This is a genomic window from Calidifontimicrobium sp. SYSU G02091 (genome assembly GCF_022631395.1).
In the GTDB taxonomy this organism is placed as follows: domain Bacteria; phylum Pseudomonadota; class Gammaproteobacteria; order Burkholderiales; family Burkholderiaceae_C; genus Calidifontimicrobium; species Calidifontimicrobium sediminis.
Window position 1 is genome coordinate 1 of sequence record NZ_JALBGB010000038.1, and the last position, 23902, is coordinate 23902.

The 23902-nt window shown below is 67.7% G+C and carries 38 protein-coding genes, 1 tRNA gene and 1 pseudogene; 17 read left to right on the forward strand and 23 right to left on the reverse strand.

All coding sequences use genetic code 11. From position 1 onward, the window contains the following. Positions 1 to 159 precede the first annotated feature (159 nt). From lgt to MOJ79_RS16870, 3 genes are all read left to right on the forward strand, one after another. Positions 160 to 954 carry a prolipoprotein diacylglyceryl transferase gene (lgt, locus tag MOJ79_RS16860; protein ID WP_241925197.1) on the forward strand — a complete coding sequence of 265 codons (795 nt, stop codon included), beginning with the start codon at positions 160 to 162 and terminating at the stop codon, positions 952 to 954. 4 nt (positions 955 to 958) lie between these two features. Continuing rightward, positions 959 to 1663 carry a DNA polymerase III subunit epsilon gene (gene dnaQ / locus MOJ79_RS16865; protein ID WP_241925198.1) on the forward strand — a complete coding sequence of 235 codons (705 nt, stop codon included), beginning with the start codon at positions 959 to 961 and terminating at the stop codon, positions 1661 to 1663. A 37-nt stretch (positions 1664 to 1700) separates the two neighbouring features. After that, a tRNA-Val gene (locus MOJ79_RS16870) sits at positions 1701 to 1775 on the forward strand. A gap of 6 nt (positions 1776 to 1781) precedes the next feature. Here the strand turns inward: MOJ79_RS16870 and MOJ79_RS16875 are convergent. The 13 genes and pseudogenes from MOJ79_RS16875 to MOJ79_RS16930 form a co-directional block, all read right to left on the reverse strand. Continuing rightward, on the reverse strand, positions 1782 to 2792 hold the full coding sequence (locus MOJ79_RS16875) for a tyrosine-type recombinase/integrase (protein ID WP_241925199.1): 1011 nt from the start codon (positions 2790 to 2792) through the stop codon (positions 1782 to 1784). Between the two features lie 47 nt (positions 2793 to 2839). Continuing rightward, positions 2840 to 2998: pseudogene (locus MOJ79_RS19185) on the reverse strand (helix-turn-helix domain-containing protein); the annotation flags it as partial. Then, a complete protein-coding gene (locus MOJ79_RS16880; RefSeq protein ID WP_241925200.1) occupies positions 2998 to 3297 on the reverse strand; it encodes a hypothetical protein in 300 nt (99 codons plus the stop codon). The pseudogene MOJ79_RS19185 and the gene MOJ79_RS16880, both read right to left, overlap by 1 nt. Next, positions 3294 to 3536 carry a hypothetical protein gene (locus MOJ79_RS16885; RefSeq protein ID WP_241925201.1) on the reverse strand — a complete coding sequence of 81 codons (243 nt, stop codon included), beginning with the start codon at positions 3534 to 3536 and terminating at the stop codon, positions 3294 to 3296. The genes MOJ79_RS16880 and MOJ79_RS16885 overlap by 4 nt, the downstream gene beginning before the upstream one ends. Positions 3537 to 3547: 11 nt before the next feature. Next, complete coding sequence (locus tag MOJ79_RS16890; protein WP_241925202.1) at positions 3548 to 3751, reverse strand: hypothetical protein; 204 nt, start codon at positions 3749 to 3751, stop codon at positions 3548 to 3550. Then, positions 3748 to 5391 (reverse strand): helicase-related protein, encoded by a 1644-nt coding sequence (locus tag MOJ79_RS16895; RefSeq protein ID WP_241925203.1) that lies wholly within the window; start codon positions 5389 to 5391, stop codon positions 3748 to 3750. Before MOJ79_RS16895 ends, MOJ79_RS16890 begins: the two co-directional genes overlap by 4 nt. Beyond that, positions 5388 to 6449, reverse strand: coding sequence for a PD-(D/E)XK nuclease family protein (locus MOJ79_RS16900; protein WP_241925204.1), 1062 nt, complete (start codon positions 6447 to 6449; stop codon positions 5388 to 5390). The genes MOJ79_RS16895 and MOJ79_RS16900 overlap by 4 nt, the downstream gene beginning before the upstream one ends. Before the next feature lie 4 nt (positions 6450 to 6453). After that, positions 6454 to 6963 (reverse strand): DUF669 domain-containing protein, encoded by a 510-nt coding sequence (locus tag MOJ79_RS16905; protein ID WP_241925205.1) that lies wholly within the window; start codon positions 6961 to 6963, stop codon positions 6454 to 6456. A 13-nt stretch (positions 6964 to 6976) separates the two neighbouring features. Further along, positions 6977 to 7720 (reverse strand): ATP-binding protein, encoded by a 744-nt coding sequence (locus MOJ79_RS16910; protein WP_241925206.1) that lies wholly within the window; start codon positions 7718 to 7720, stop codon positions 6977 to 6979. Positions 7721 to 7724: 4 nt separating this feature from the next. Then, positions 7725 to 8144: a hypothetical protein gene (locus MOJ79_RS16915; protein ID WP_241925207.1), complete on the reverse strand. Its 420-nt coding sequence runs from the start codon at positions 8142 to 8144 to the stop codon at positions 7725 to 7727. A 73-nt stretch (positions 8145 to 8217) separates the two neighbouring features. Continuing rightward, positions 8218 to 8442, reverse strand: a complete 225-nt coding sequence (locus MOJ79_RS16920) for a hypothetical protein (RefSeq protein ID WP_241925208.1) — start codon at positions 8440 to 8442, stop codon at positions 8218 to 8220. Between the two features lie 2 nt (positions 8443 to 8444). Beyond that, positions 8445 to 8786 (reverse strand): hypothetical protein, encoded by a 342-nt coding sequence (locus MOJ79_RS16925; RefSeq protein ID WP_241925209.1) that lies wholly within the window; start codon positions 8784 to 8786, stop codon positions 8445 to 8447. Further along, positions 8786 to 9061, reverse strand: coding sequence for a hypothetical protein (locus tag MOJ79_RS16930; RefSeq protein WP_241925210.1), 276 nt, complete (start codon positions 9059 to 9061; stop codon positions 8786 to 8788). Before MOJ79_RS16930 ends, MOJ79_RS16925 begins: the two co-directional genes overlap by 1 nt. A 141-nt stretch (positions 9062 to 9202) precedes the next feature. Between MOJ79_RS16930 and MOJ79_RS16935 the strand changes: the two genes are divergently transcribed. Beyond that, the gene (locus tag MOJ79_RS16935) at positions 9203 to 9739 is read left to right on the forward strand and encodes an SLATT domain-containing protein (protein WP_241925211.1); all 537 of its coding nucleotides are present in this window, start codon (positions 9203 to 9205) and stop codon (positions 9737 to 9739) included. A 40-nt stretch (positions 9740 to 9779) separates the two neighbouring features. On the opposite strand, the gene MOJ79_RS16940 is transcribed toward MOJ79_RS16935, so the two are convergent. From MOJ79_RS16940 to MOJ79_RS16950, 3 genes are all read right to left on the reverse strand, one after another. Beyond that, positions 9780 to 10649, reverse strand: a complete 870-nt coding sequence (locus tag MOJ79_RS16940) for a hypothetical protein (RefSeq protein WP_241925212.1) — start codon at positions 10647 to 10649, stop codon at positions 9780 to 9782. Continuing rightward, positions 10646 to 11101: a phosphatidylinositol 4-kinase gene (locus MOJ79_RS16945; protein WP_241925213.1), complete on the reverse strand. Its 456-nt coding sequence runs from the start codon at positions 11099 to 11101 to the stop codon at positions 10646 to 10648. The genes MOJ79_RS16940 and MOJ79_RS16945 overlap by 4 nt, the downstream gene beginning before the upstream one ends. 280 nt (positions 11102 to 11381) lie before the next feature. Continuing rightward, complete coding sequence (locus MOJ79_RS16950; protein WP_241925214.1) at positions 11382 to 11864, reverse strand: helix-turn-helix domain-containing protein; 483 nt, start codon at positions 11862 to 11864, stop codon at positions 11382 to 11384. 71 nt (positions 11865 to 11935) lie between these two features. Between MOJ79_RS16950 and MOJ79_RS19050 the strand changes: the two genes are divergently transcribed. Continuing rightward, a complete protein-coding gene (locus MOJ79_RS19050) occupies positions 11936 to 12289 on the forward strand; it encodes a transcriptional regulator (RefSeq protein WP_336606339.1) in 354 nt (117 codons plus the stop codon). Beyond that, entirely contained in the window at positions 12204 to 12467 is a 264-nt protein-coding gene (locus MOJ79_RS16960; RefSeq protein ID WP_241925233.1) for a hypothetical protein, read from the forward strand. Before MOJ79_RS19050 ends, MOJ79_RS16960 begins: the two co-directional genes overlap by 86 nt. Here the strand turns inward: MOJ79_RS16960 and MOJ79_RS16965 are convergent. Then, positions 12415 to 12783: a KTSC domain-containing protein gene (locus MOJ79_RS16965; protein ID WP_442863141.1), complete on the reverse strand. Its 369-nt coding sequence runs from the start codon at positions 12781 to 12783 to the stop codon at positions 12415 to 12417. The two genes, MOJ79_RS16960 and MOJ79_RS16965, sit on opposite strands and share 53 nt — an antisense overlap. Here MOJ79_RS16965 and MOJ79_RS16970 point away from each other — a divergent pair. Then, positions 12682 to 12909, forward strand: coding sequence for a hypothetical protein (locus MOJ79_RS16970; RefSeq protein WP_241925216.1), 228 nt, complete (start codon positions 12682 to 12684; stop codon positions 12907 to 12909). The two genes, MOJ79_RS16965 and MOJ79_RS16970, sit on opposite strands and share 102 nt — an antisense overlap. A 9-nt stretch (positions 12910 to 12918) precedes the next feature. Here MOJ79_RS16970 and MOJ79_RS16975 read toward each other — a convergent pair whose 3' ends face one another. Together MOJ79_RS16975 and MOJ79_RS16980 are read right to left on the reverse strand one after the other, a co-directional pair. Then, positions 12919 to 13122 carry a hypothetical protein gene (locus MOJ79_RS16975; RefSeq protein ID WP_241925217.1) on the reverse strand — a complete coding sequence of 68 codons (204 nt, stop codon included), beginning with the start codon at positions 13120 to 13122 and terminating at the stop codon, positions 12919 to 12921. A 57-nt stretch (positions 13123 to 13179) separates the two neighbouring features. Next, complete coding sequence (locus MOJ79_RS16980; RefSeq protein ID WP_241925218.1) at positions 13180 to 13407, reverse strand: hypothetical protein; 228 nt, start codon at positions 13405 to 13407, stop codon at positions 13180 to 13182. A 28-nt stretch (positions 13408 to 13435) separates the two neighbouring features. Between MOJ79_RS16980 and MOJ79_RS16985 the strand changes: the two genes are divergently transcribed. The 4 genes from MOJ79_RS16985 (at position 13436) to MOJ79_RS17000 (ending at position 18051) form a co-directional block, all read left to right on the forward strand. Continuing rightward, positions 13436 to 13741 carry a hypothetical protein gene (locus tag MOJ79_RS16985; protein ID WP_241925219.1) on the forward strand — a complete coding sequence of 102 codons (306 nt, stop codon included), beginning with the start codon at positions 13436 to 13438 and terminating at the stop codon, positions 13739 to 13741. Then, entirely contained in the window at positions 13738 to 16230 is a 2493-nt protein-coding gene (locus tag MOJ79_RS16990) for a bifunctional DNA primase/polymerase (protein WP_241925220.1), read from the forward strand. Before MOJ79_RS16985 ends, MOJ79_RS16990 begins: the two co-directional genes overlap by 4 nt. 151 nt (positions 16231 to 16381) lie before the next feature. Beyond that, complete coding sequence (locus MOJ79_RS16995) at positions 16382 to 17707, forward strand: ATP-dependent DNA helicase (RefSeq protein WP_241925221.1); 1326 nt, start codon at positions 16382 to 16384, stop codon at positions 17705 to 17707. Next, complete coding sequence (locus MOJ79_RS17000; RefSeq protein WP_241925222.1) at positions 17704 to 18051, forward strand: endonuclease; 348 nt, start codon at positions 17704 to 17706, stop codon at positions 18049 to 18051. Before MOJ79_RS16995 ends, MOJ79_RS17000 begins: the two co-directional genes overlap by 4 nt. An 82-nt stretch (positions 18052 to 18133) precedes the next feature. Here MOJ79_RS17000 and MOJ79_RS17005 read toward each other — a convergent pair whose 3' ends face one another. Further along, on the reverse strand, positions 18134 to 18424 hold the full coding sequence (locus MOJ79_RS17005) for a HigA family addiction module antitoxin (protein ID WP_241925223.1): 291 nt from the start codon (positions 18422 to 18424) through the stop codon (positions 18134 to 18136). A gap of 9 nt (positions 18425 to 18433) precedes the next feature. Then, positions 18434 to 18715, reverse strand: coding sequence for a type II toxin-antitoxin system RelE/ParE family toxin (locus tag MOJ79_RS17010; RefSeq protein ID WP_241925224.1), 282 nt, complete (start codon positions 18713 to 18715; stop codon positions 18434 to 18436). 62 nt (positions 18716 to 18777) lie between these two features. Here MOJ79_RS17010 and MOJ79_RS17015 point away from each other — a divergent pair, with 62 nt between their 5' ends. After that, a complete protein-coding gene (locus MOJ79_RS17015) occupies positions 18778 to 19248 on the forward strand; it encodes a hypothetical protein (RefSeq protein ID WP_241925225.1) in 471 nt (156 codons plus the stop codon). 11 nt (positions 19249 to 19259) lie between these two features. Here MOJ79_RS17015 and MOJ79_RS17020 read toward each other — a convergent pair whose 3' ends face one another. Further along, positions 19260 to 19661, reverse strand: a complete 402-nt coding sequence (locus MOJ79_RS17020; protein ID WP_241925226.1) for a type II toxin-antitoxin system HicB family antitoxin — start codon at positions 19659 to 19661, stop codon at positions 19260 to 19262. Between the two features lie 3 nt (positions 19662 to 19664). Continuing rightward, positions 19665 to 19859: a type II toxin-antitoxin system HicA family toxin gene (locus MOJ79_RS17025; protein ID WP_241925227.1), complete on the reverse strand. Its 195-nt coding sequence runs from the start codon at positions 19857 to 19859 to the stop codon at positions 19665 to 19667. 50 nt (positions 19860 to 19909) lie between these two features. Between MOJ79_RS17025 and terL the strand changes: the two genes are divergently transcribed. The 5 genes from terL to MOJ79_RS17050 all read left to right on the forward strand — a co-directional run bounded on the left by terL (position 19910) and on the right by MOJ79_RS17050 (position 23893). Then, positions 19910 to 21124, forward strand: a complete 1215-nt coding sequence (gene terL / locus MOJ79_RS17030) for a phage terminase large subunit (RefSeq protein ID WP_241925228.1) — start codon at positions 19910 to 19912, stop codon at positions 21122 to 21124. Beyond that, the gene (locus MOJ79_RS17035) at positions 21124 to 21633 is read left to right on the forward strand and encodes a hypothetical protein (RefSeq protein WP_241925229.1); all 510 of its coding nucleotides are present in this window, start codon (positions 21124 to 21126) and stop codon (positions 21631 to 21633) included. Before terL ends, MOJ79_RS17035 begins: the two co-directional genes overlap by 1 nt. Positions 21634 to 21780: 147 nt before the next feature. Beyond that, on the forward strand, positions 21781 to 23043 hold the full coding sequence (gene dcm / locus MOJ79_RS17040; RefSeq protein WP_241925230.1) for a DNA (cytosine-5-)-methyltransferase: 1263 nt from the start codon (positions 21781 to 21783) through the stop codon (positions 23041 to 23043). A gap of 5 nt (positions 23044 to 23048) precedes the next feature. Then, the gene (locus tag MOJ79_RS17045; protein ID WP_241925231.1) at positions 23049 to 23495 is read left to right on the forward strand and encodes a very short patch repair endonuclease; all 447 of its coding nucleotides are present in this window, start codon (positions 23049 to 23051) and stop codon (positions 23493 to 23495) included. Further along, positions 23492 to 23893 carry a hypothetical protein gene (locus tag MOJ79_RS17050; protein WP_241925232.1) on the forward strand — a complete coding sequence of 134 codons (402 nt, stop codon included), beginning with the start codon at positions 23492 to 23494 and terminating at the stop codon, positions 23891 to 23893. The genes MOJ79_RS17045 and MOJ79_RS17050 overlap by 4 nt, the downstream gene beginning before the upstream one ends. The last annotated feature ends 9 nt before the right edge of the window (positions 23894 to 23902 follow it).

A 23902-nucleotide genomic window follows, 5' to 3' on the forward strand; every position in this document is an offset into this window, starting at 1 on the left:
TCATCTGCTTCATCGTCATCCTCGCATCTTGCATCGACACCTCCAACGCATGTCACTACGATGCGGTGGACTTGATCAGCGTTTCCCTAGGCGGCGGCCCGTGCGGCAGCAGCCGCATCGCGTGAGCCGCACACGAGCGCGCTGCTAGCATGCGCGCCCATGCTGATGCACCCGCAGTTCGACCCGGTGGCCTTGTCGCTGGGACCCGTGCACATCCACTGGTACGGCCTGACCTACCTCGCGTCGTTCGTGCTGTGCTTCGTGCTCGCGCGCCACCGCGCCGCGCGCGCGCCATTCGCGTCGGCCGGCTGGACGTCGCGCGACGTCGAGGACCTGCTGTTCTGGGTCGTGATCGGCGTCGTCGTCGGCGGGCGCCTGGGCTACGTGCTGTTCTACAAGCCCGGCTACTACGCCGCGAACCCGCTCGAGGCGCTGGCGCTGTGGAAGGGCGGCATGTCGTTCCACGGCGGGCTGCTCGGCGTCATCGCCGCGTTCTTCGGCTACGCGTGGCGGCGCGGCCGCCCGGTGCTCGAAGTGGGCGATCTGGTCGCGCCCGTCGTGCCGGTGGGCCTGGCGCTCGGGCGACTGGGCAACTTCATCAACGGCGAGCTGTGGGGCCGGGTGGCCGACGCGTCGCTGCCGTGGGCGATGGTGTTCCCGCAGTCGGGCTCGAGCCTGCCGCGGCACCCGTCGCAGCTGTACCAGTTCGCGCTCGAGGGGGTGCTGCTGTTCGTGCTGCTGTGGTGGTTTGCGCGCAAGCCGCGGCCGCTGGGCCGCGTGTCGGCGGCGTTCCTCGTCGGCTACGCCGTGCTGCGCTTCATTGCCGAGTACTTCCGCGAGCCCGACAGCTTCCTCGGGCTGCTGGCACTGAACATGAGCATGGGCCAGTGGCTGTGCGTGCCGATGCTCGTCGTCGGCGCGTGGCTGTGGCTGCGCGCACCGAAGGCGGGATGAGACGATGCGACAGGTCTTCCTCGACACCGAGACCACCGGGCTGAGCCCCGAGAACGGCGACCGCATCATCGAAATCGGCTGCGTCGAGTTCGTCAACCGCCGGCCGACCGGGCGCAACCTGCACCACTACCTGAACCCGCAGCGCCCGAACAGCGAGGACGCCGTGCGCATCCACGGCCTGACCGACGAGTTCCTCGCCGACAAGCCGCTGTTCGCCGCCATCGCCGACGAACTGCTCGCGTACCTGACCGGTGCCGAAGTCGTGATCCACAACGCCGCGTTCGACGTCGGCTTCCTCGACGAGGAGCTGCGGCGCATCGGACGGGCGCCGCTGCGCGAGCACGTGGCGGGCATCGTCGACACGCTGCAGCTGGCGCGCGAGATGTACCCGGGCAAGTCGAACTCGCTCGACGCGCTGTGCAAGCGCCTCGAGGTCGACAACACCAGCCGCACGCTGCACGGCGCGCTGCTCGACGCCGGACTGCTGGCCGAGGTCTACATCCGCATGACGCGCGGCCAGGAGTCGCTCGTCATCGACGGTCTCGACGGCGAGCAGGCGGCTGCGACGGCCGCGCCGATCGACCTGCGCCGCTTCGAGCTGCCCGTGATCGCGGCGACCGCCGAAGAGTGCGCCGCCCACGAGGCCGTGCTGGCGGACCTGGACAAGGCCAGTGGCGGCAAGACGGTGTGGCGCAGCGCCGTGGCATAATCTGCACCTTGCCGGAACACGGCCGACACCGCATTCCGGGCAGTTAGCTCAGCGGTAGAGCACTGCCTTCACACGGCAGGGGTCGCAGGTTCGAACCCTGCACTGCCCACCAATAAAATCAAGCACTTAGCGCGTTGCTCCCGCGCGATGTGCGTCTCCGGTGTAAATCCCGGTGTAAATCCGCGAGCACATCGAGCCCGGCTCTGAGCTGTTCGGGCGCCAGATGCGCGTAGACGCGCTCGGTGACGGCCGTGCTGGAGTGACCGAGCAGCCGGCTGACGATGTGCAGCGGCACGCCGTGCTGGATGAGCAGGGTGCCGCAGCTGCGGCGCAGGTCATGGAAGGTGACATGCGGCATGCCGGCTGCGCCACGAGCGCGAGCAAAGCCCGTCTTGAGACCTTCGGCGCTGATCTTCAGCGGCACGTGCTGAAGCCACGGCCGTGCGGGTGCAATGATGGGCACGGTGCGGGTGCGCAGGGTCTTGGTGTTGCCGGCGCGCACGGTGATGATGTCGGTGCCGATGTCGTCGCGCGTCAGGCCCAGCAGTTCTCCGCGGCGCAGGCCGGTGAACAGCGACAGCCAGATGGCCGCGCGCACCTGCTGGCTGGCGCGGTCGGCAATGCGCTGCACCTCGTGCATGCCGAGGCTGACGGTGCGGGCGTTGTGCTCGGGCAGGCGCTTGACGAGGCCACTGTAGTCGGCGTTCGTGCGGCCGTGCTCCCATGCCAGGCGCAGGGCCTTCTTGAGTGCTCCAAGACTGCGGTTGACGGTGGCTGGCGCGTAGGCGCGCAGCAGATCGTCGCGGATGGCGGCGGCGACTTCGCGCGTCTCGGATGCGCGGCGGCCTTCGACCCAGCGGCCGATGCGCAAGGCGTGGTAGCGAGCGGTGTCCGGGCTGCGCAGGGTCTGCGCGTGGCGTCCGGCATAGTCGGCCAGCAGTTCGGACAGCAGTGGATCGCCAGGCACGACGACAGCTGGCCGCGCTGCGCCGGCAGCGCGGATCAGCTCGGCCTCGAGTCGCTTGGCATCACGCGCAGTTGCACCCGGCGGGCAGCGGCGGTGTATTCGGCGGCGCTGGATGCACACTTCGACGTGCCAGCGCCCGTCGGCGTCCTGTCGGATGGGCATGCTTGTATCTCCATCGGGCTGCGTGCGGCGCGCTCTGCGGACCATGCCAGCACGGCCTGCAACTCGAAGCGGCGCCGCCGTCCGACCATCATAGAGGGGCACCCGTCGTTGACCATGCGGGCGACGGTGCGCTCGCTGGTGCGCAGGGCAGCGGCGAGCTCGGCGGCGGTGAGCAGGTGCGGCGGATAAGGCGCCATGACGGTCATCAGACGGGTTCCTTTGCGCCGTAGTCCTTGGCCGCACGGATCGCGCGCGCCAGGCCGGCGCTGCCTGGACCGCCAAGAGCATCGCGCAACGCCTGGAATGCAGCTTCTGTGATCGGGTGATTGCGCGGCAAATGCCAGAGCAGTCCGCAGGCCAGCTCGGCCGCGTGCTGGATGCGGCGCAGCTGCTGCAGCTCGGCATCTGCCTCATCGAGCCTGTCATCGTCGCCACGGCAGGCGGCATAGATGCGTGCGATGCTGAGTTCGCGCTCGATGGTCTGTGGCGCCTGCGTGTCTTTCATTGGATTTCCTCACGCGTCAGCAGATCCTGGTTTTCGCTCCTGAAACGCTCCTGCGCCCCTTGCAGGTGCCGCGCCGCGTCCAGCAGCCCCTGCAGGCACTCCAGCGTCACGATGATGGAGTCGGCGTCCTGATCGATGACGAAGAACATCTGGCCGTCGAGCAGCGTCTCTGGATCGATCCTGACGGTGCAGCCGATGCCTTCGCCGTTGCTGACTTCGAACTCTGTAGGCTTGATCATGGGTCGTGTCCTCAGAATGGAATGCCGTCGAACCGCCAGTGCTCGCACGCACCTTCGACACGCCTGAACTCCGGTGGCGGAACGGCCTCGAACTTCGCGCATGTCGGCGGGTTGGTGAAGTGCTCGCAGTGCTCGCAGGTGGCGCGCACCGCATCCAGCTCGCGCAGGCGCCGGCGCAGTGCCTCGCGCACCTCACGCAGCTCGATCGCGCTCATGCTGCCCATGCCGCCTCCTGCTGGATGCCGAAGCGGCACGACACCACGCGCGGGTACTCACCGTCCATCTGCACGGCAATCGGGCTGGGTTCGCGCAGCTCGCCCGCATGGATGCGCTGCAGCGCTTCGTCGATGGTGTCTGGTGCGGCCCTGTCGCTGCGCTGGCGCCACCAGTGCTCGGCCTTCGTGCGGGCATAGCCCGTGTGCTCGAGGCAGATGAACTCGCTGGCCACGCGCTTCCATCCGCTCCAGTAGTCCACCCGCAGGGTGTCGGGCTTGCCATGCTTGCCCAGATGGCGGTCATAGTCGATGCGGGTGACGCTGTGCCAGACGATCTCGGTGCTGAGAACGGCTGATGCGGTGTCTGCCACGTGCGTGTGGTTGACGCGCTCTGGCGCCGGGAATGCGTGGCCGCAGTGCGCGCAGGCCAGCGCTACCGTGGGGTTCGGGTTGCCGCATTCGTTGCAGTACCTGAAGGGCGCTGCGCCGCCTGTCCTGGTGTCCGGCCTGTTGCGACCCTTGATGGCGTCCACCGGGCCCAGCGTGGCCGTGGTGTCGGTGAAGTCCAGCCACAGGCAGTCGCGCTTGCCGGGTGCGGTGCGCATGCCGCGCCCTGCGATCTGCACGTACAGCACCGGGCTGCGCGTGGCGCGCAGCAGCGCGATGCAGTCGATCTCGGGGACGTCGAAGCCGGTGGTGAGCACGGCGACGTTCACCAGGGCCCGAAGCTGTCCGGCACGGAAAGCGCGGATCAGCGCCGCGCGCTCGCCGTGCGGCGTTTGGGCGCTGACCACGGCGCAGGCTACGCCGTGTGTGCTGCGCAGCTCGTCGGCGATGTGCTGTGCGTGCTCCACCGTCACGGCAAACACCAGCCAGCGCTGGCGCTCGGCGGCCAGCCGCACGATCTCGGCGCAGGCGGCGCGCACCAGATCGACCTTGTCGGAGGCCTTCTCCAGCGCAGACACCACGTAGTCGCCGCCCTGCATGCGCACGCTGCTGGTGTCGATGCGAGCAGCGGTCTGTGCGCGCACGAGCGGCGCCAGATACCCGCCATCGAGAAGCTCGCGCATCGTGACCCGCGCGGCCAGGTGCGTGAACAGGTCGCCCTGCGTGAGCCAGACGCCATCGCCCCGGAACGGTGTGCCCGTCCAGCCGATCACGCGCAGCGCCGGGCACAGCGCGCGCAGCCCGTCGATCAGACGGCGGTACATGGTGGTCTCGCGGTCGCCGATCAGGTGGCACTCATCGACCATGATCAGGTCCAGGTGCCCGAGCTCGTGCGCGCGCTTGTAGATGCTGCCGATGGTCGCGTAGGTGATCGCGCGCCCCAGCTGCCGCTGCCCGACGCTGGCGCTGTACACGCCAATCGGCGCGCCAGGCCAGACAGCCAGCAGCTTGTGCAGGTTCTGCTCGATGAGCTCCTTGCTGTGCACCAGCATCAGGATGCGCGTGCCTGGGTGCTGCGCAATCGCGCGCCGGCACATCTCGGCGATCAGCACGCTCTTGCCGGCGCCGACGCAGGCCTCGACGATGGGATCTCCGTCCGCGTGCGTGGCGAACCACTGCCACAGCTCGTCGAGCACGCGTTCTTGGTAGGGGCGCAGGGTCAGCGGCCGCGGCCCGCGGTCAACGATGCTCATGCCACCATCCTCGCGTCAGGAAAGTCGGCCTTGATGCGCTGCACCTGCGGGTCGGCCAGCATGGCCTTGTGCTTCGCGGCGCGGATCTCCACGCTGCTGAAATGCGGCGGCGCGCCGTTGACGAACTCCGCGCCGTCGGCCATGCGGTAGCGCACCGCGGCGTTGCCGCCTGGCTCGTCCCATGCGTCGACCTTTTCTGCGATGCGCTCGAGCAGAAGCGGGATGTAGCGGTGTCCGGCGCAGCCGCTGTGCTGTCGGCCAGTGTCGATGGCGGTGTTGTGGCGCTCGCAGCGCCAGCCGCCTGCGCCGTCCATGACCGGCGTCGAATGCGCGCAGGTGCGGCAGTTGACCAGCGGCGCCTGCTCCCCGTGGCAGATCGGGTGCATCGCGCAGGTCTTGCACTGCCACCACGCGGGGTCGTTGCTGATGCGCGGCGGCGGCTCGGGCGACTCGATGATCTGGAGTGCGCGGGCGCGCAGCCGCTCGAACTCCACCGGGTCGAACGCCACGCGCTCGCTGTAGAGCTCGCTGGTGTCCTTGTTCTCGGCGATGTACATCGCCCGGTCCATGCCGGTCAGCCCCATGTAGGTCTGCATCTGCGCCCAGTGCATCGGCTTGGCCGCCTGCACGCCCTTGGCCTTGAGGTCGGCGAAGCTCTTGGCGTTGTGCGTCTTGAACTCGAGCACGTGCCAGGTGGCGGGAGCTTCCGGCAGCCCGAGCGCCGCGCCATCCAGGCTGCCGCCGAAGTGCCCGCCGTGGTCGTTCACACGCCACTGTCGGCCATTGGCGTCCACCTCCGAGACCTGCACGCCGATGGCGCGCAGCTCGGCGACGATGCGGGCCTCGAACTGCCGCCCGGCCTCGAACAGCCGCAGCATGCGGCCGTCGAACGCCTCCTTGTGCGCCCAGCGCCACGTCAGCCACAGGTAGCGCGTGCATGGATGTCCGATCAGGCTCGCGCCCAGATGGGCGCGGTGGCCTGCCTGCGCATCGCGCTGCTCGTGCAGGCGGTAGACCGCCTGCACGGTGGCGTTGGCCGGCTCCGGGATGGTGGCCATGGTGTCAGGCCGCGCGCTTGGCCCACGGCGGGGTCTGCGCCGCTGCCGGCGCAGGCTGAGCCGCCGGCGCGAACAGCGCTGCAGCAGGCGCGGCGCCTGGCGGCAGCGTCACGCCTGCAGCCGCCTCGTAGCCGGTGACCTCGTTGCGGTCGCCGTACTGCCCCGTCTCGTCCTTGCGCACCTTCACGCGGATGCGCACCGGCTTCATGTGCAGCTGCACGCTGTCGGTGAGCTTGAGCACGCCGGTGGCGTGGCACAGGGCCGACAGCTGCGCCTGGGCGATGCGCTCGGCCTCTGCGCTGCCACGGTGCTGGACGTTGAGCTGCGTGAACACCTTGCGCCCGCGGTAGGAGCCGTCGAGCACCTCGAAGGTCAGGGCCAGCGCCTGGCCCATGCCGCTCTTGAGCGGGCGGACCTCCGAGTCGATGATGTGGGCGACGTAGACGCCAGCCGGGATGGGAGAAAGCGATTCCTGAGGTGCGACCTGCGTCGCGTCGAATGCAAGCTGGGCCATGATCGGCCTCCCTTCAGTGCATGGCCGCCACAGGGGCCGGGGCGGCTTCGGCATGGAGATGGGCGTTCTGCGCCATCGAGGCGCGCACCTTGCTGGCGATGGCGGCGAGGTTCGGCGGCTCGAACATGGCGAGCGCGCCAGATCGGTCCTTGGCCTCGTGCGTGAAGTCGCGGCCGGTTTGCAGCCAGCGGCTCACGTTGCCCTCCGTGTCGCGCTCCACGCGCAGCGCGAACACGAAGTCGAAGAAGTAGGCGATGCCTTGCCCGAGCATCTGCCCAGGCAGGCTCGGGAAGTACAGCGTCGCGCCGCTGGCGGCGTCCTGCTGCCGCGCCTGCTTGCACGACATGTAGACGTTGCGGCCCGGCAGATCGCGGAACGCGCGGATGAGCTGTCCCATCTGGTCGGCGAGCGCCCCGTAGGCCTGGCGCGGGTCCTTGGCGCCTGCCTTTTCGCGTGCGAGCACGACCTCGGCGATCTCGCTGATCGAGTCGAGGCACACCCAGCGGAAATCGCGCGCATCGGCGGACTCGGCCACGAAGCGATAGGCCTCGTGCACGTCCTCGATCGAGCCGACCTCGATCACCGGAATGTCATGCCCGCGCAGCGACAGCAGGCCGGCCTCGGCGCTGATGATCACGGTGGGCTCGCCGGTGGTGGCACACAGCGTCGTCTTGCCCGCGCCGGCCGGGCCGTGCACGAGCAGCTTCAGGCCGCTGTCGCGCGCGGCCTGCGCGGTGGTGGTGAGCTTGATGGCCATGGCGTCAGACCTTCACGCTCACGGCCACCTTGGCCGGCTTGACGGTGATGTGCCTGGCAAGCACCGACGCCCAGAAGTCGGGCTCGTTCGCGCGCAGCCACTTTGCGCCGGTGGCGTCGAGCTCCACCACGGTCTTGACCGGGATCATCGTCGGCCCCACCCCGGTGGCGGCGCAGGCCTCGGCCAGCGCGCGCGGATCGTCGCAGGAGTAAATCAGCTTCGCGGTCAGCGTTACCTTGTAGCCTGCAGCGTCGATGGTCTGGCTGCCTTCTTCCTTGTGGAAGGCAGCCAGCGCGATCACGCGCTCTTCGGCATCGATGCGGCGCCGTTTGGCGATCTCTTCGTCGCGCCTGGCAGCGACGAGCGTCTCGACGGCGTCTGCCAGCGGATCGGCAGTGGTGATGGGTTGTGGCAGTGCTGCCATGGTTGCTCTCCTTGCGTTGGGCGGGCTCAGCCCGCGGAATACCCGGCAAGCGGGCCGTTCATGTCCTCTGCGGTCACGCCTGTCGTTTCAGCGCGTCAGCAAGCGTGGTGGCCAGCTGCGCGACCGCGCGCAGCTCTTCGGCGGTGGGACGCAGCAGCAGCTCGAAAGCACCCGCGCGCAGGGTCAGCGCGGCACGCGCGTGCAGCTCTGGGTGGCTGGTGGCTTGCGGCACGAAGCCGTCGACCTCGACGGCCTGCTGGTGCTCCCATGGCGAGCTGATGCGCAGGGTGTGGTGCATGTTCATACCGAGGTGAGATACCCGGCCACAAAGCCGGTGATGGCCGCCAGCGCCACGAGCGCGATGGCGGTGATCAGATCTCTGAGCACGTCGCGCAGGCCGTAGGCTGGTGCGTGTGTGCCTTCGATGGCGGCGTTGCTGTCGGCGGCGCTCAGGCCACCGTGAATGGCTTCTTCCCAGCAGCTGCCTTGGCACGCCGGGCTTCGTGACTGGCAGATGCCGGCGCGGTCGCATGCAGTGCCCACGGCATCCGCATTGCGCTCGTATTCAGCGCATGGTCCGTGGCTGTCCTCGAACCGAATGGCCGCATCGATGCGTCTGGCCATGACGTCGTGGCCGTCCATCACGCGCTCCACCAGTGGACAAGCGCGGCCGCCATCGCCACGCCGATGACGATGGCCAGCAGCGCGTCGGCGATGCGCTCGGCCAGCGGGCGACGGTAGACCTCAAGCCACGCCCATCCGTCGCGCGGGAAGGCCTCCACCAGCGTTCTCGGGTAGCGCCTGGTGGTTGGTGCGTCCAGCGCGAGCACCTGCGGCGCGTGCGCTGGCAGCTCGGTCACCTCGAGGCCCGGGATCGGGTCTTGGCGGCGGGCGATCTTGGCTTGCTGTGTGGCCATCGGATGCTCCTTGTCTGAGCGGCGCGATGGACGGATAATAGGAGGCGCCTAAATTTTTGTCGATAGGGAGTGCCTAATTTTGTGTTGGTGTAAACCCTATGCATCCACCGCCGTCGCGGCGGCACCACACGGAGACCCGCCATGCCAGACAATGCCCTCGTGAACCACGAGACGCTGGACAAGAACCTGTGGGAGACGAGCGCGGCGCGCTTCAACGCGGCAAAGCGCCTTCAGGCGCAGTCGCGCCTGTCGCTGTGGGCCGCGGCGGCCCTGTCGGTGGCGGCGGCCATGTGGTCGCTGGCCGCCATGCTCAGCCCGCAGCCGGCCTACACGCTGCTGGCCATGTGGTGCAGCCTGGGGGCGCTGGCGCTGTCGCTCGTCGAATCGGCCGCCGACCATGGCGCGCGCGCCGAGCGCCTGCACCGCAACGCGCTGGACCTGCGCGCCCTCATGCGCGAGTGCCGCGCCATGCCGCTGGCCGACGCGCTCGCGCGCCAGCGCGAGCTGCTGGCCTCATGCCCGGAGAACCACGCCAGCGCCGACTGGCGGCTCGCGGTCAAGGGACGCGACAGCAGGGCCGAGCGGCTGCGCTATCGTGTCGCGGCCTACGGCTGGCGCGCGGCGCTGCTGGCCGCCGGCGCCGTGCTGTCCGTGGCGGCGGTTGCGGTGGCGGCCTGAAGGCGCCGGCGGCGTGCGCAAGCCTCTGTGCAAAGGCTGGTCAGGTCGTCAGCTCGAGGCTCGGAAGATCTGTTCGATGCAAGGCGCCAGCGATGAAATCGGCCAGCCGCTGCCGGCCTGACGGCTCGGTCATGTCGATCAGATCATCGGCATACCGGCTGATCAGGCTGATGGCGGGCCTGGCGACGGCGTAGTCGCTGGCGCTGACGACCGCGATGCGCCTGCCGTCGAGGTGCTCGCGGGCGGCGTCCAGGGTGATGCCCTTGATCGCCGCCTCGCCGCGCAGCGTGGGGGTGAGATGCTGCGCGCCGCGCAGATCAAGCACCTCGACAGCGTGCAGCGCGCCGTTCATGACGGCCAGATCGGCATACAGGCCAGACTGCGGGTTGACGGGGTAGTGGGCCACCACCTTGCCCTCGCTGATGTCTTCCACCCGCGTGCTGAAGGCATGGTGCTGCTTGAGCCACAGCTTGATCTCGTTGTACAGCCGGCTGGCGCGCTTGGCCGGCCTGTGCGCGGCTTTGACCTGCAGGGCAGGGCGGCGCACATAGAGATCGAGAATCTGCCCGATGCGCTCCTGCAGCTCCTGGCTGTCGGCGGCAAAGATCTGCGCCGGCGGCAGCGCCACGATGGGGCGCAGCAGCAGGCCAAGAAGAGTTTGCCGCGCGCCTGTCTCGTCCGGCTGCTGCTGCAATGCGGCGTGCAGGCGATCCTGCAGCGAGCCGTCGAGCAGCGCGGCCACCACCGGCAGCCGTGGCAGGTTGGGGTCCAGCGCAGCCAGGCGCTGCGCGCTGGTGGCCGGGAAGATGCGCGGCAGACCCTCGGCCCACAACATCAGCCCGACGTTGAGCGATTCGCCGCGCGTGGGGTGCTTGATGGCGAGCAGTTGATACTCGTGCGCTTGGGTCATGACAGCACTTCCAGTGTGCGCTGCAGCCGCTCCAGCCGGTCTTGCGCGCTCCACCAGTCGACCAGGGCGTCTGTCTGCGGGCACCGCGCGCCCGCAGGCAGCTGATCCAGGTGCGCACGCAAGGACTCGACGCGCAGCGCCTGCAGCCGGGCCACGACGTCCAGCGTCATTTTAGGGTCGGCCTGCCCGGCGGATCGCAAAAAGGCTATGGTTGCCGCCGTGTTTCCTGACCGCGCGACATGTTCGACCGGCGCAGATGGAAAGCCGCTGTTCCATAGCGCCTTGCCCCAGTCGATGGCGATGAACGTCCAGCGGCCGTCGAGTTCCGACGGGCGGAACAGCAGGTTGTCGATGTGGCGATCCGGGTTGCCGACGAACACATCGAGCACGCACAGCCGCCAAAGCCCCGGCATGGCTGCTGCCAGCGCCGGCGTGCTGTGCTCGGGAGCCATGGTGGTTGCTTGACGCCCGTCTCGAAGCGGTAGCCAAAGGCCAGCGCGCCGGTGTGCGGCCAGCGCAGCCATTGCCCCACTGCGGACGGCAGCGCGCAGCGCAGCGCCAGCCAGTGCGACACGTATTCGGCCTGCGGTGCCAGCGGCTCGAGACTGGTGGCGCTTTTGGCGACGTAGTCCAGATCGTCCTCGGCGCGGACGAAGCGCGCCTCGCCCTTGGAGTTGTGTGGACGCCGGGGATGCTCCCAGGCGATGTCGAGCACGTCCGGCGTGAACAGGGTCATCTGGCCTTGACCGGTGCTGGCACCGGCGGCTGGAAGTCCCGGGACTCCACCGGCAGCGCCGGCGCTGACGCCGCCAGCAGCTCGGCCAGCCGCTGGCGGTAGGCGGGCGCGTCGTGATCGACCAGCAGGGTCAGCAGCGAGCGCAGTTCCTCGCGGTGGCTGTCCGGGCACGACCGGATGGCGTCGAGCACAACGGGCAGTGCGGCGGGGAGGGAAGGGTGGGGGAGCGCATTAAGTGTCGCAGGCGCGCTTGAAGGCAATTGACCGTTTTGTATTGGCTCGCTTCCCCAAGCAAGCCATTCTGGACGTACGCGCAAAACTGCGGCGGCTTTCAGTGCAGTTTCGTACTTGAGTCGCCGTGTCTTGCCAGACAGCCAGTCGTTGACACTTGGCTGCGAGACACCAATGCGCCGCGCCAACTCGGCCTGCGTTAGACCAGCCGCCTCAAGAGCGGCTCGCATCCGATCACTGAGGGCCATTAGGTGATCCTAATTGCCCATGAATAGGTGTTGCCTTGACACTATGGTTAGGTGCGACCTATCATGCGGTTGTGTACGACGTCATCACGCGCCTTGGTGGCCCTTCCAAAGTGGCACGAATGCTTGGCATCAAACCGCCGTCGGTAATCGGCTGGGGTGGTCGTGTCCCACCCGACCGCTGCCCTGCCATCGAGCGGGCCACTGGCGGCGAGGTCACATGCGAGCAGCTGCGCCCTGACGTGCGCTGGGTGCGAGTGCGCGATCCGTCATGGCCGCACCCCGAGGGCCGGCCGTGCATCGACGTGGCGGCCCGCGCCGAATTGGCTGAGGAGACATGCAATGCGCTTCGACGACCCGGTTCCGCAGTCGATCCTGCGCGCCATGCAGGCGATGGAGGTCCACCACGGGTTGCCGTTCACGCATGACAGCGGCGAGGCGGACGTGCTGGACTTCTCCGGCGCGCACGCGGCATTGGCGCAGGCTCTGGCAGCGCTGTGTCCTGATGCGCTGCGCTGCCTGCCTGTTGGCGGGCCGGATGACTCGCTGGGCGCTATCGCCCGGCGAGCCTCAGGACTTGCCCTGCTGGCTGATCCGGGAGTTTGACGGCGTGCGGTTCGATGTGCTTCCTGAAGTACGCCGACGGGTTGGGTGCTGCGGCCATGTTGAGCGCTTCGATCTGCGGCACGTTGCCGAAGACGTAGTAGCCGCTGCGTGTCCAGTGGACGATCAGGCGCAGGCTGGTTCGATCGTGATGGATGGCTGCGATGCCTGAGCGGCCGACGCGAATCCACGCCATGGCGGCGAAGGAGGCGGTCTGATGGAGCTGCCGCCCGTCTCCCAGCTCGATCTGGCCATTGCGCTGCATCTGATCGGCGAGCAGCTGCTGGCGTCGCCCAACGCCGATCTGTTGCGCGCCCATCAGGCGTTTGCCCAATGGTCAGGGTTTCTGTCGGCGCTGGAAGGCGACGACGATCTCGTGCAGCAGCAGCCTGGCGATGCCCTCCATCGCGGCGATGCGGCTGCCGCTGTAGCTGTGAGGGTCTGACTTGCTGCCCTACGGACTCTCCACCCGCTGCCTGAGCACGCGCTTGCCGATGATGACGCGCACGCCTTCCCATGTTCTGCCATCGTGCTCGATCGCGATCTGGAACCGCCCTTCCATGATGGCCCATGACAGGTCGTTGAGGTGCACCCAGTCTACGGACCTTCGTCCCTTTGCTTGCCGCACATCGCTGCCCGATCCGGCGTGGCCTTGCATCGGCGTGGCCGCGCAGAAGGAGGCGGCGTGAACCCCTGGCTGCGCAGGGCTGCCGTGTCATGTCCGGCCCCTGGCCGCGTCGATGGCCGCCTGCGCGTCGCGTCGCGCCAGCGCTTCGGCCATGCGCTGCGCCTGCACCGGATCGTCGCGGATGCTCACGCCCGCTGCGGCGGCACGCTGCTCATCGACGATGCACACGGGCTCGGTCACGCCGTCGATGTCCAGGCACACCACGCAGCGCCCTGACTCGAGGCGCAGCGCGTACAGGCTCATGCGGATCTGCATTGGCGTCCTCCACGGCTAGGCGATGACGATGGAATTGTCGGTGTCGCCATCTGAAAGGGCCCGCAAGGCGCACGCGCGCGTCTTGCAGGCGCTGCAAGGGCCTGGAACGCAGCGCTCGCTGGCGCATGCGCTGGGCACCAGCGAGGCCACGGTCAGCCGCATCAAGACCGAGAAGCTCGAGGACACGCTGGTGCTGCTGTACCAGCTGGGGTTCAAGGTCGTGTCTGCCGACAAGGTGTGCGTGGATGCGCAGGCGCTGGAGTTCATGCGTCAGGCCGCGCTGCGCATGCTGGCCACGCAGGAAGCGGCGGCGCGGCTGTGGGAGGACGAATGACGGTGCTGCGCATCGTGGACGAACGCGAGGCGGGCGCCATCCTTGGCCACGCGCTGGCCTATGCGCGGCTGGGCTGGCACGTCTTCCCGTGCTGGTGGGCCGAGGAGCGTGAGGGCCGGTGGCAGTGCGCCTGCGGCCATGAGGCCTGCAAGAGCCCCGGCAAGCATCCGATCGGCGCGCTGGTTCCTGCCGGCCAGAACAACGCCACCACTGACGAGGCCATGATCCGCGCCTGGTGGGCGCGCTACCCGCAGGCAAACATCTCCATTGCGCTGGCCGCATCCGGCCTGTGTGCGGTGGATGTGGACCCGCGCAACGGCGGGCTGGAGACGGTGGAGGCGCTCGAGTCCCGGTACGGCAGCCTGCAGTCGGATGTGATCCAGTTCACCGGAGGCGGTGGCTGGCACGCGCTGTTCCAGCTGGGCGGCGTCGTGCAGGCGCTGCCGGGCAGGCTCGGGCCTGGCGTGGACCTGAAGCTCAACGGCTACATCATGGCCGAGCCTTCGACGCACGTCAGCGGCAGGCGCTACGTCTGGGAGGCCAGCAGCGATCCGCGCGAAGGTGTGGTGCCCAGCCCGCTGCCGGACTGGATCCGGTCGATGGCGTCCGCACCGGCCATCGATGCGGGTGCCATGGCCGGCTCCCGGTATCTGGGGCCGACGGTGGTCGATGACCTGCGCTCGGCGCTGGCGGCCATCCCGTCGGACGACCGGGACCTGTGGGTGCGGTTCTGCCTGGCGCTGCGGCCCTGCGGCCAGCAGGGGTGGGATCTGTGGGACGAGTGGAGCCGCAAGTCGGTCAAGTACGACCCCGTGGACTCGGTGCGGGTGTGGCACACGGCCAAACCGCGCGGGGAGGTGAGCTATGAGGCCATCTTTGCCGTTGCGGCCGAGCATGGCTGGCGCAACCCGGCCAGCGCGCGGCAGGTGGCGCCCGCCGTGGTTGTCGAGGATGGGCCACAGGGTCATACGCGCTGCGCAGACCTGGATGCCGTCTTGCCGTGCCCCGTGGAAGTGGTGGACCGGCTTGCGGCGTGGATCGAGGCGAGGTCGGACCAGTCGCATCCGCTGGTGTCGCAGGCGGTGGCGCTGTCCATCGTGAGCGCGGCGGCCGCACGGCGCTACCTGAGCGAGCACGGGGATCCGGCGTCGCTGTACATGGGCATCATCGCGCCGGCCGCGAGCTTTGGCCGTGCGGCGTTCAGCGCGGCCGAGGATGCGATGCTGCACGCCGGGCTTTCCGGGATGGTGCGCGGGGTGCGCATCTCGAGCCCGCAGCAGCTGTTCTCGTCGCTGTACCAGTCGCCGGCGCTGTACTACCTGGCCGACGACTGGGGCGAGCAGATGCACTTTGCGCGTCGCCAGCCGTCCGGCCTGCTGGGGCATGCGATGTCGCTCATCAACGGCCGCATCTGGTCGGCCCCGTCGCACATTGCGCTGGACAACTGGGCGGAGGTGGGTCTTGGCCGCGCCCGCAGTGAGGAGGAGGGGCCGCGCCCGATCCTGCAGCGGCCGACGCTCAACATGCTGGCGCTGGTTGCGGGCTCGCAGGTGGAGCAGACGCTGCGGCGCAGTGAGCTGAGCCGTGGCGCGGTGGACAGCATGATCTTCGTGTGCGCCGAAGACCCGGCCCGCTGGACAGACCGGCCCAGTCATGGCGGGCAGCCGCTGGATGCGGCCGTGCATGAGACGCTGCGCCGCCTGCGAGGTTTCGGCCCAGGGCAGACGGCGCTGACGCCAGAGCAGCTGTTCGGCGGGCTGGCGGTGGTGGTGCCGGCGCTCAGGACCGTGCGCGTCACCGGCGACCTGCAGGTGGCGCAGATGGCGCTGGCGGCCGAATATGCCAGGCGCGGTCCGCTGGCGCGGATGCTTTCGGGCGGTGCGCGGCGCAGCATGGCCCGCATCTGCACGGCGCTGGCTGCTGCCGCCGACCCGGAGGACCCCGTCGTCACCGGGCCGATGGTGCAGTGGGCCAGCGTCTTCGTGCGCCAGGCGCTGGAGGCCACGCTGCACGTCTTCCGCGACCGTGGCGGTGCGGAGGACGGCGAGACGGGGCGGCCGTCGGCCTATCACAAGGTCGAGGCTTTCCTGCGCGACTGCGGCTGCACGGGGGCCAGCAAGCGCGAGCTGGTCAAGGGCGTGCGGATGTTCCGCGAGCTTGCCGACGACAAGCGCGACGAGTTGCTCGAGCGCATCGTCAATGACGGCGTGGCCGTCATTTCGGCCCGCAAGGGCGTGCGCGGGCACCGCTACGTGCTGGCCGGCATGGTCGATACGCAACCGGCACCGGGAGCAATCGCCGACGCCGGCGTAGATGCCAAGTCTTTGATTTCAAAGGAAAAAATCGAGCAATCGCCGACAGTCGCCGACAGCGTGTCGGCGATTGCTGAAGCACCTAAGTCTTTGATTCAGAAAGACATTTCTGGGCAATCGCCGACGCCGACGTTCGCTGACGCCACTCTATATATAAGGAATGAAACCTCTATATAGGTCGGCGTCGGCGATGTCGGCGATTGCAAATTTCCTTTATGCATCAACGACTTAATGCAAAAGCAATCGCCGACACGGTTGTCGGCGTTGTCGGCGATTGCCTAAAAATTAGGCAACATTGCCATTAGAATTGTCATCAATAAATGCCTGAATGGCGTTGATTGTGAAATTTGATCAACTGAATCAAGACCAGCAGCGCTGCTACAACCTGCTGATGCCAGTCATCTCCGGCCGGCAGGGGCATGTCGCCACCCTGCAGGGCTATGCCGGCACGGGAAAGACCACGCTGACCGCCACCATCGCGCAGGATCTGGTGACCAGCGGCCACCATGTGCTGGTGACCGCCCCCACGCACAAGGCGCTTGGCGTCCTGCAAGGCAGGATCGGCGACGGCCCGGACTACAAGACCATCCAGGCCGCCCTGGGCCTGCGGGTGGACAGCCAGCCCGACGGCACCGTCATGCTCGTGCCCAGCAAGCCACCCGTGCTGGCCGATTACGACACCGTCATCGTGGACGAGGCCTCGATGCTCGGTGACGGGCTGTTCGCCCCAGCCATAGCCACCAGCCGCACCTACCACACCAGCCTGCTGTTCGTCGGCGACCCGGCGCAGCTGCCACCCGTCACGACCGACGCCACATCGGCCCTGTCGCCCGCTTTCGGGCCGCACGTTCCGGTGCACGCCCGGCTCGAGCGCATCGTGCGCCAGGCGCAGGACAACCCCATCCTGCGCTGGTCCGAGGCGCTGCGCGAGGCCATCGGCCGCAATCAGCCACCCGACATCGCAGCGCTGGCCTCCATGCTGCAGCGCGGCGACGACCGCATGTGCCAGATCGTCACAGGCGACGACGCGCTGATCGCCGACTGGGCAGCCGATGCCTGCCGCCACGGCCACGACATGCGCGTCCTGACCTACACCAACGCCGCATCCGTGCGCCACAACACCGCCGTGCACGCCAGGCTGTTCCCGGGCGGCCAGCCGTTCGAGCCTGGCGAGCCGCTGATCTGCGCCGACGGCGACATCGACTTGCCTTACGGCGGGCGCGTGTCCAACGGCCAGCTGCTGACCGTCGAGTCGGCTGTGGCAGATCCCGTGCGGGTCGAGGGATTCGAGGCCCGCGAGGTCCATCTGCGATCCGATGGCGGCTGGACCGGCCGCGCCACCCTGGCCGTGCAGCCCGGCGCCGTGCAGGCCGAGATCGCCGCACGCTTCGCGCGCGTTCGCAAGGCAAAGGCCGACGGCATGGACCTCGAGGCCACCCGGTGGTCGCGCTCGGCCTACGCGCTCAAGGCCGCGCTCCCAGACATCCGCCACGCCTACGCCATGACCATCCACAAGGCGCAGGGCAGCACCTTCGACACCGTCCTGGTGGACTGGCGCGAGGCCAGCAAGGCCCGCATGGGCGGCGCAGACCTGTCGCGGCTGCTCTACGTGGCCATCACCCGGGCGGCAAAACACTGCGTGATCGTGACATGACGGCGTTGCGCATCGTCCTTCCATGGCCACCGGCCGCCCTCAGCCCAAACGGCCGCCTGCACTGGGCCGCCAAAGCCCGAGCAGCAGGGACCTACCGGCGCGCATGCCGGGCGCAGGCGCTTGAGCAGGGCGCGCTGCGCATCGAGGCCGATCGGCTGCATGTGGCGCTGACGTTCGTTCCGCCCGACCGGCGGCACTACGACCTGGACAACCTGCTCGCACGGATGAAGTCCGGTCTGGATGGGCTGGCCTCGGTGCTGGGAGTTGATGACAGCCGATGGAGCCTGTCGATTGAGCGGGCTCAGCCGCCAGGAGGCTATGTGCAAGTGGTGGTGACTGGATGAACCGAAAGATGCGATGCAAGGCCGCTCACTACCTGCAGCGGCTCATCGAAGAGGAGGAGCGCCTATGCCGCGCCTGACGCGCTTAAGCCGCCAGCGGCGCGATGCGCTCGATGGCCTCGCCGTGGTCGCGCATCACAGCCTCGGTGTCGTGGCTGGCCTGCAGCGCCAGCCAGAAGCCCGGCGTGGTGCCCAGCGCGCGCGCCAGCCGCAGCGCGGTGTCGGCGGTGATCGAGCGCTTGCCGGCGCAAATCTCGCTGATGCGCATGGGCGGCACGCCAATGGCCTTGGCAAGCCGGTACTGGCTGATGCCCAGCGGAATCAGGAACTCTTCCCGCAGCACTTCGCCGGGATGGATATTTGGCAGCGTCTTCATGCTCGTTCCTCAGTGGTAGTCCACGATCTCGACCGCCTGCGCGTTCCTGCCATCCCACACGAAGCAGATGCGCCACTGGTCGTTGATGCGGATGCTGTGCTGGCCGGCGCGGTCGCCGCGCAGCGCCTCCAGCCGGTTGTTCGGCGGCATGCGCAGATCGTCCAGGCACTGCGCCGCATCCAGCATGCGCAGCTTGCGCCGCGCCACGGCCTGGATCTGGTTGGGCAGCTTGCGGGTAAAGCGACCTTGCCAGATGGCTTCGGTGGCCTCGTCGCGGAACGACGCGATCATGGGTTCAATATTATCGCGTCACGATATTATCGTCAAGCGTGCATCCTGGGGAGGGCAACGCCATGCCGCGACTGACCGCAGACCAATGGGCCCAGATCCGGGCCGAGCGCGAGGCGGGGGCGAGTTTTCCTGAACTTGCCGCACGATTCGGCGTCAGCCATCAGGCCATCCAGAAGCGCGCCAAGACCGAAGGCTGGGGCGACGGAGTAGACGTCGCGCAAACCATCCGGCGCAAAGTTGCAGAGAAGATTGCAGGCGTCGTTGCAGCCTGCAACCCGAAAAAGAAGGCCGAGGCCATCGACGCGGCAGCAGATCGCGCCGCCGCCGTAGTCTCGCGCCACCAGCAGGACTGGGAGGCGCACCGCGCGCGCTTTGGCGCGGTGCCGGAGCACTTCGAGGACGGCAAGCTCGCCAAGATCACGGCGGAGATGCTGCGCATCCGCCACGACGGCGAGCGCAGGGCATGGGGGCTGGACGATGCCGCCCAGGCGCCGACCATTGAGATCGTGCGCAGCTACGGCGCGGGGGCGTGATGCGGCCGCGTTCAGCTTGCCTGCATGGCCCGCTGCGCGGCCTGCGCCAGAAAGCCCGAGCGCGTCATGCCGTGGGCGCGGGCGTATTCGTCCACCCGCGCCAGCAGCCGGCGGGGCAGGGTGATGTTGATCTTCTCGGCCTTGCCTTCGAAGCGCGACGTGTCCACCTCGACCAGACCCCAGACCCAGCCGGCGAACTGCGGATCGGCCTGCCAGTGATCCAGCGGACGCGGCAGCTGGATGTCAAGGCCGTCCTCGGCCAGCAGCTCCAGATGGGCCTCGATGGCCTCCACGGCGTTGGCAAACGCCTGCTCGGCGGTGTCGCCTGCAGAGAAGCACCCGGGCAGATCGGGCACGACCACGCCCCATGCCGTCGTGGCGGTGCCGGGTTCCAGCGCGATGGGGAATTTCATGGTTCAGCTCCTTGGGTCAGGTATGCCGGCTTGCTTGAGCAGCTTGCGCACAAGCCCTACGCCGAGGTCCTTCTTCGGATGCGGGACGCTGATGTGACCTGGGCGGTCCGCATGCCGAAAGATGTGGTGACTGCCCTTGACAGCCCGCAGCGTCCAGCCGTTCGCTTCGAGCAGTCGGATCAGTTCCCGGCTGTTCATGGTGTGGATTGTATCCACCAAAGCCCGAACGATCAACACCATCTCCACCGATGACGCGCATCGTCATTCCACCCTTGCGGCTGCACCCAGGCCAGCAGGCCATCGAGGCCAGCACCGCGCGCTTCAAGGTCATCAACTGCGGGCGGCGCTTTGGCAAGACGCTATCCAGCCTGGAGTGGCTGCTGTTTGCGCCGGGCGGCAGCGCCATCGAAGGCTACCCGGCGGGCTTCTTCGCGCCGACCTACCAGCTGATGCTGGAGGTCTGGAAAGACGCCGAGCGCACGCTGCGCCCGGTCACGCGCAAGTCCAACAAGACCGAAAACCGCATCGAGCTCGTCACCGGCGGCGTGATCGACTTCTGGACACTGCAGGACGATGGCGCGGGCCGTGGACGCAAATACAGCCGTGTGGTGATCGACGAGGCCGCCCACGCCCGCTACCTGCAGGAAGCGTGGGAGCGCGCCATCCTGCCCACGCTGACCGACTACCGCGGTTCAGCCCGCATCATCAGCACCCCAAATGGGCTCAACTACTTCCACACCCTCTACCAGCTCGGCAACCCGGCCAACCCCAGGCGCTTGCCGGACTGGGAGAGCTTCACCTTCCCCACGCTGGCCAACCCCCACATCCGACCCGAGGAAGTGCAGAACATGCGCGCCATCCTGCCCGCGCTGGTCTTCGCGCAGGAATACGAGGCCCAGTTCGTCACCTTCGGCGGCAACCTCATCCGCTCGGAGATGCTGATCGACGCGCCTTGCCCGCCGCACCTGCCGGTCTCGCTCGGTGTTGACCTGGCCATCAGCAGCAAGGAGGGCGCGGACTTCACCGCGATTGCCGCGCTGGCCCGCGACCCGGAGTCCGGCATCGTTTACGTCAAGGAGGTCGAGCGCGGGCGCTGGCAGTTCCACGAGGCGCAGGCCCGCATCAAGGCCGCCGCCGCGCGCCACCGGCCCAAGCTGATCGCGGTGGAGCAGACTCAATATCAGGCCGCGATGGTGCAGGAGCTGCTGCGCACCACCACGCTGCCGGTGCGCGGCATCCGGCCCGAGCGGGACAAGGTGACGCGCTTTGCGCCGCTGCTCACGCGCTTCGAGCAGCACCAGGTGCGGCTCGACCCTGCTGGCGTACCTGCTGCCGTGCGCGATGAGCTGCTCGCGTTCCCTGAGGGCGAGCACGACGACTGCGTGGACGCGCTGGCCTACGCCTGGGCCGCGCTGGGCATGGGGCAGGGCGGCTACGTCGCTGCCGGACAGCGGGTGTTCTGATGCCGGCGATGCGCCATGACAGTGTCGCCGGCCTGACGCTTCTGGCCGAGTACATCGGAGACGCCGCCGCGCAGCGCCTGCGCACCGCATGGGGCGGATGCCAGATCAAGGTGCCAAGAGCTCACGCGGGCCTGTGGTGGGAGCGCCTGGCGCAGACGCTGGGCGAGCGCGACGCCGCCGAGCTGTGCGACATCTTCGGCGGCGAGACGCTCTACATCCCGCGCAACGCCCTCGAGGAGCGTGAGGCCATTCGCCAGCGTGTGGCAAACATGCTGGCCGATGGCATGTCCTACCTGCAGATCGCGCGCACGCTCACCTTCCAGGTGCGCTACACCGAGCGCGGCCTGCGCAAGCTCATGGAGCAGCGTGTGAAACCCGCCAGGCGCGCCGACGACCCGCGTCAGATGAGCCTGCTGCCCGAGCCTGATGTGCTCCATGCAGCATGGGCAGTGCGTGGCCATCAGGTGGAAGAAAGCGCAGCAGACTGCGCTGCCACCCTTGCGCCATGACACCGCAAGCCTTGATTGTCAGCCCGGGCAGGGTGTCGCGGAATGTAGGACTTATGCGACAACAGCGAGCCGCGCCACGAAAAAACTGGTCAAAGGGTTAAACATGGGTCATAATGTCCCCTTAAATTCCCATAACAAGGACAGGACATGACCCATGCACAACCGCTGGAACTGCTTCGGCAGGCCCGCGACAGGTTCACACAGCGCGAAATAGCCGAACACATCGGCAAAACACCCAAGACCGTCAGGCGCTGGGAAAAGGGGGAAGTCCCATGTCCGGCCATGCTGGAACCGGCATTGCGCGATCTGCTGCAAAAAGCCGCCCACACTCCGGCAGGCGTTGGCCGGTTCAGATTCATTGACCTGTTCGCAGGGATTGGCGGCATCCGCATGGGCTTCGAGGCTCACGGCGGCGAATGCGTCTTTACCAGCGAATGGAACGGGTTCTCGAAAAAAACCTATGTCGAGAACTTCGGCGAGCGGCACACCTTCGTTGGCGACATCGTTCCGTTTCCGGCCGAGGCGGTTCCCGATCACGACGTGCTGCTGGCCGGCTTCCCCTGTCAGCCGTTCTCCATTGCCGGCGTCTCCAAGAAAAACTCTCTTGGCCGGCCGCACGGCTTTGAATGCACGACACAGGGAACGCTGTTCTTTGACGTGGCGCGGATCATCGCCACCAAGCGCCCCAAGGCATTCCTGCTGGAGAACGTCAAGAACCTGCTTTCACACGACCGGGGCAACACGTTCCGCGTCATCCTGCAAACCCTGCGTGACGAACTCGGCTATGAGGTGCACCACCGGATCATCGACGGCCAGCACTTCACCCCACAGCACCGCGAACGGATCATCATCGTTGGCTTCCGCGAGAAAACCGGCTTTTCCTGGGACGATCTGCAACTGCCGTCCGATGGGCCGCGTCTTTCCTCGATCCTGCATCGGACGGACGGCACCGAACCCGTGCTGCCGTGGGATGGCGACCGGTACTTCGATCACGACCGACAGACCGTCCAGCCCAAATACACCCTCACGCCCAAGCTGTGGGCCTATCTACAGGCCTATGCGGAAAAGCACCGTGCCGCCGGCAACGGCTTCGGCTTCGGGCTGGTCACACCGGACAGCGTGGCCCGCACGCTTTCAGCCCGGTATTACAAGGATGGCTCGGAAATCCTCGTCTCGCAGGGCAGCCGCAGGCGGCCGCGCCGCCTGACCCCGCGCGAATGCGCACGCCTCATGGGATTCCCCGACACGTTCCGCATTCCCGTCAGCGACACGCAGGCCTACCGCCAGTTCGGGAACAGCGTGGTGATGCCGGTCATGCGCGAGGTGGCCCGCATCATGGTTCCGCATGTCGAAACCCTGATCGAACAGGAGCAGGCCGGCGTCGTCCAGCCGCCACTGGCATTTGCCTGAATCCCGTGGCGGACGTGGTGGATGCCGCAACCCGAAGCCGGATGATGTCCGGCATCCGGGGACGGAACACGAAGCCGGAAATCCTCGTGCGGAGCCTGCTGCACCGCGAAGGCTTCCGGTTCCGCCTTCACGTCCGGGAACTGCCCGGAAAGCCTGATATCGTGCTGCCAAAATACCGCGCCGCCATCTTCGTGCATGGCTGTTTCTGGCACGGTCACGACTGCCCGCTCTACCGGCTTCCAGGCACCCGGCCTGATTTCTGGCGGAACAAGATCGACCGCAACCGGGCCAGCGACCGCAGGGCACGGGATGCGCTCCTTGCGGCCGGCTGGCGTGTTGCCGTGGTCTGGGAATGTGCCCTTCGTGGGGCAGGAACCGATCCCGGCCAGGTAGCGCAGCGCCTTGCGGTGTGGCTGCGTGGCAATGAACCGGAAACAGGGATCAGGAAATGAAACAGGGTTATCTGTCGCAGTATTTCGAGGGTGTCGCGCTCAAGCGCCTGAGCGCCGTCGAGGCCGATGTCATCCGGTCGAACCAGCACGAATTCAACGGCGTGGAATCGCTTCGCTCGATCCTTGGTGAGCCTTCCGGGAAGGTTCGCTTCGCAGCAAGGTTTCTCTATCTCTCCGACCAGGACGATGAACCGGTCATCGAGGACGGATTCCTGACGTGGTATGACGCCCGCCAGAAGGCAAGGGAAGAACGCGGTGTCATGCGCTGGGAATACCGGCTGTATTTCCCGACCAATCTTGTCTCGCAGTGCGCGGCGGGCTCTATGCCGTTTTGTGTGGAAACGCTTCGCGTCATGTTGGCATCGCCGGCGCGAACGGACTGGCCGGCAGGTGCTTGAGCTTGGACA

Bases quoted from the DNA above. Each gene is read 5' to 3' on its own strand.
- MOJ79_RS16975 (WP_241925217.1), bottom strand. From the start codon at position 13,122: ATGCAAGGCCACGCCGGATCGGGCAGCGATGTGCGGCAAGCAAAGGGA.
- dcm (WP_241925230.1), top strand. From the start codon at position 21,781: ATGACCCATGCACAACCGCTGGAACTGCTTCGGCAGGCCCGCGACAGG.
- dnaQ (WP_241925198.1), top strand. From the start codon at position 959: ATGCGACAGGTCTTCCTCGACACCGAGACCACCGGGCTGAGCCCCGAG.
- MOJ79_RS16980 (WP_241925218.1), bottom strand. From the start codon at position 13,407: ATGCAGATCCGCATGAGCCTGTACGCGCTGCGCCTCGAGTCAGGGCGC.
- MOJ79_RS16900 (WP_241925204.1), bottom strand. From the start codon at position 6,449: ATGGCCACCATCCCGGAGCCGGCCAACGCCACCGTGCAGGCGGTCTAC.
- MOJ79_RS16950 (WP_241925214.1), bottom strand. From the start codon at position 11,864: ATGGCCCTCAGTGATCGGATGCGAGCCGCTCTTGAGGCGGCTGGTCTA.
- MOJ79_RS16960 (WP_241925233.1), top strand. From the start codon at position 12,204: ATGCGCTTCGACGACCCGGTTCCGCAGTCGATCCTGCGCGCCATGCAG.
- MOJ79_RS17025 (WP_241925227.1), bottom strand. From the start codon at position 19,859: ATGAACAGCCGGGAACTGATCCGACTGCTCGAAGCGAACGGCTGGACG.
- MOJ79_RS16930 (WP_241925210.1), bottom strand. From the start codon at position 9,061: ATGGCCACACAGCAAGCCAAGATCGCCCGCCGCCAAGACCCGATCCCG.
- MOJ79_RS16880 (WP_241925200.1), bottom strand. From the start codon at position 3,297: ATGAAAGACACGCAGGCGCCACAGACCATCGAGCGCGAACTCAGCATC.
- MOJ79_RS16935 (WP_241925211.1), top strand. From the start codon at position 9,203: ATGCCAGACAATGCCCTCGTGAACCACGAGACGCTGGACAAGAACCTG.
- MOJ79_RS16895 (WP_241925203.1), bottom strand. From the start codon at position 5,391: ATGAGCATCGTTGACCGCGGGCCGCGGCCGCTGACCCTGCGCCCCTAC.
- MOJ79_RS17050 (WP_241925232.1), top strand. From the start codon at position 23,492: ATGAAACAGGGTTATCTGTCGCAGTATTTCGAGGGTGTCGCGCTCAAG.
- MOJ79_RS16990 (WP_241925220.1), top strand. From the start codon at position 13,738: ATGACGGTGCTGCGCATCGTGGACGAACGCGAGGCGGGCGCCATCCTT.
- MOJ79_RS16925 (WP_241925209.1), bottom strand. From the start codon at position 8,786: ATGGACGGCCACGACGTCATGGCCAGACGCATCGATGCGGCCATTCGG.
- MOJ79_RS17000 (WP_241925222.1), top strand. From the start codon at position 17,704: ATGACGGCGTTGCGCATCGTCCTTCCATGGCCACCGGCCGCCCTCAGC.
- MOJ79_RS17005 (WP_241925223.1), bottom strand. From the start codon at position 18,424: ATGAAGACGCTGCCAAATATCCATCCCGGCGAAGTGCTGCGGGAAGAG.
- MOJ79_RS16885 (WP_241925201.1), bottom strand. From the start codon at position 3,536: ATGATCAAGCCTACAGAGTTCGAAGTCAGCAACGGCGAAGGCATCGGC.
- MOJ79_RS16905 (WP_241925205.1), bottom strand. From the start codon at position 6,963: ATGGCCCAGCTTGCATTCGACGCGACGCAGGTCGCACCTCAGGAATCG.
- MOJ79_RS16940 (WP_241925212.1), bottom strand. From the start codon at position 10,649: ATGACCCAAGCGCACGAGTATCAACTGCTCGCCATCAAGCACCCCACG.
- MOJ79_RS16945 (WP_241925213.1), bottom strand. From the start codon at position 11,101: ATGGCTCCCGAGCACAGCACGCCGGCGCTGGCAGCAGCCATGCCGGGG.
- terL (WP_241925228.1), top strand. From the start codon at position 19,910: ATGACGCGCATCGTCATTCCACCCTTGCGGCTGCACCCAGGCCAGCAG.
- MOJ79_RS16985 (WP_241925219.1), top strand. From the start codon at position 13,436: ATGGAATTGTCGGTGTCGCCATCTGAAAGGGCCCGCAAGGCGCACGCG.
- lgt (WP_241925197.1), top strand. From the start codon at position 160: ATGCTGATGCACCCGCAGTTCGACCCGGTGGCCTTGTCGCTGGGACCC.
- MOJ79_RS17020 (WP_241925226.1), bottom strand. From the start codon at position 19,661: ATGAAATTCCCCATCGCGCTGGAACCCGGCACCGCCACGACGGCATGG.
- MOJ79_RS16910 (WP_241925206.1), bottom strand. From the start codon at position 7,720: ATGGCCATCAAGCTCACCACCACCGCGCAGGCCGCGCGCGACAGCGGC.
- MOJ79_RS16915 (WP_241925207.1), bottom strand. From the start codon at position 8,144: ATGGCAGCACTGCCACAACCCATCACCACTGCCGATCCGCTGGCAGAC.
- MOJ79_RS17035 (WP_241925229.1), top strand. From the start codon at position 21,124: ATGCCGGCGATGCGCCATGACAGTGTCGCCGGCCTGACGCTTCTGGCC.
- MOJ79_RS16970 (WP_241925216.1), top strand. From the start codon at position 12,682: ATGGAGCTGCCGCCCGTCTCCCAGCTCGATCTGGCCATTGCGCTGCAT.
- MOJ79_RS16965 (WP_442863141.1), bottom strand. From the start codon at position 12,783: ATGGGCGCGCAACAGATCGGCGTTGGGCGACGCCAGCAGCTGCTCGCC.
- MOJ79_RS16875 (WP_241925199.1), bottom strand. From the start codon at position 2,792: ATGCCCATCCGACAGGACGCCGACGGGCGCTGGCACGTCGAAGTGTGC.
- MOJ79_RS16995 (WP_241925221.1), top strand. From the start codon at position 16,382: ATGGCGTTGATTGTGAAATTTGATCAACTGAATCAAGACCAGCAGCGC.
- MOJ79_RS17015 (WP_241925225.1), top strand. From the start codon at position 18,778: ATGCCGCGACTGACCGCAGACCAATGGGCCCAGATCCGGGCCGAGCGC.
- MOJ79_RS16920 (WP_241925208.1), bottom strand. From the start codon at position 8,442: ATGCACCACACCCTGCGCATCAGCTCGCCATGGGAGCACCAGCAGGCC.
- MOJ79_RS17010 (WP_241925224.1), bottom strand. From the start codon at position 18,715: ATGATCGCGTCGTTCCGCGACGAGGCCACCGAAGCCATCTGGCAAGGT.
- MOJ79_RS16890 (WP_241925202.1), bottom strand. From the start codon at position 3,751: ATGAGCGCGATCGAGCTGCGTGAGGTGCGCGAGGCACTGCGCCGGCGC.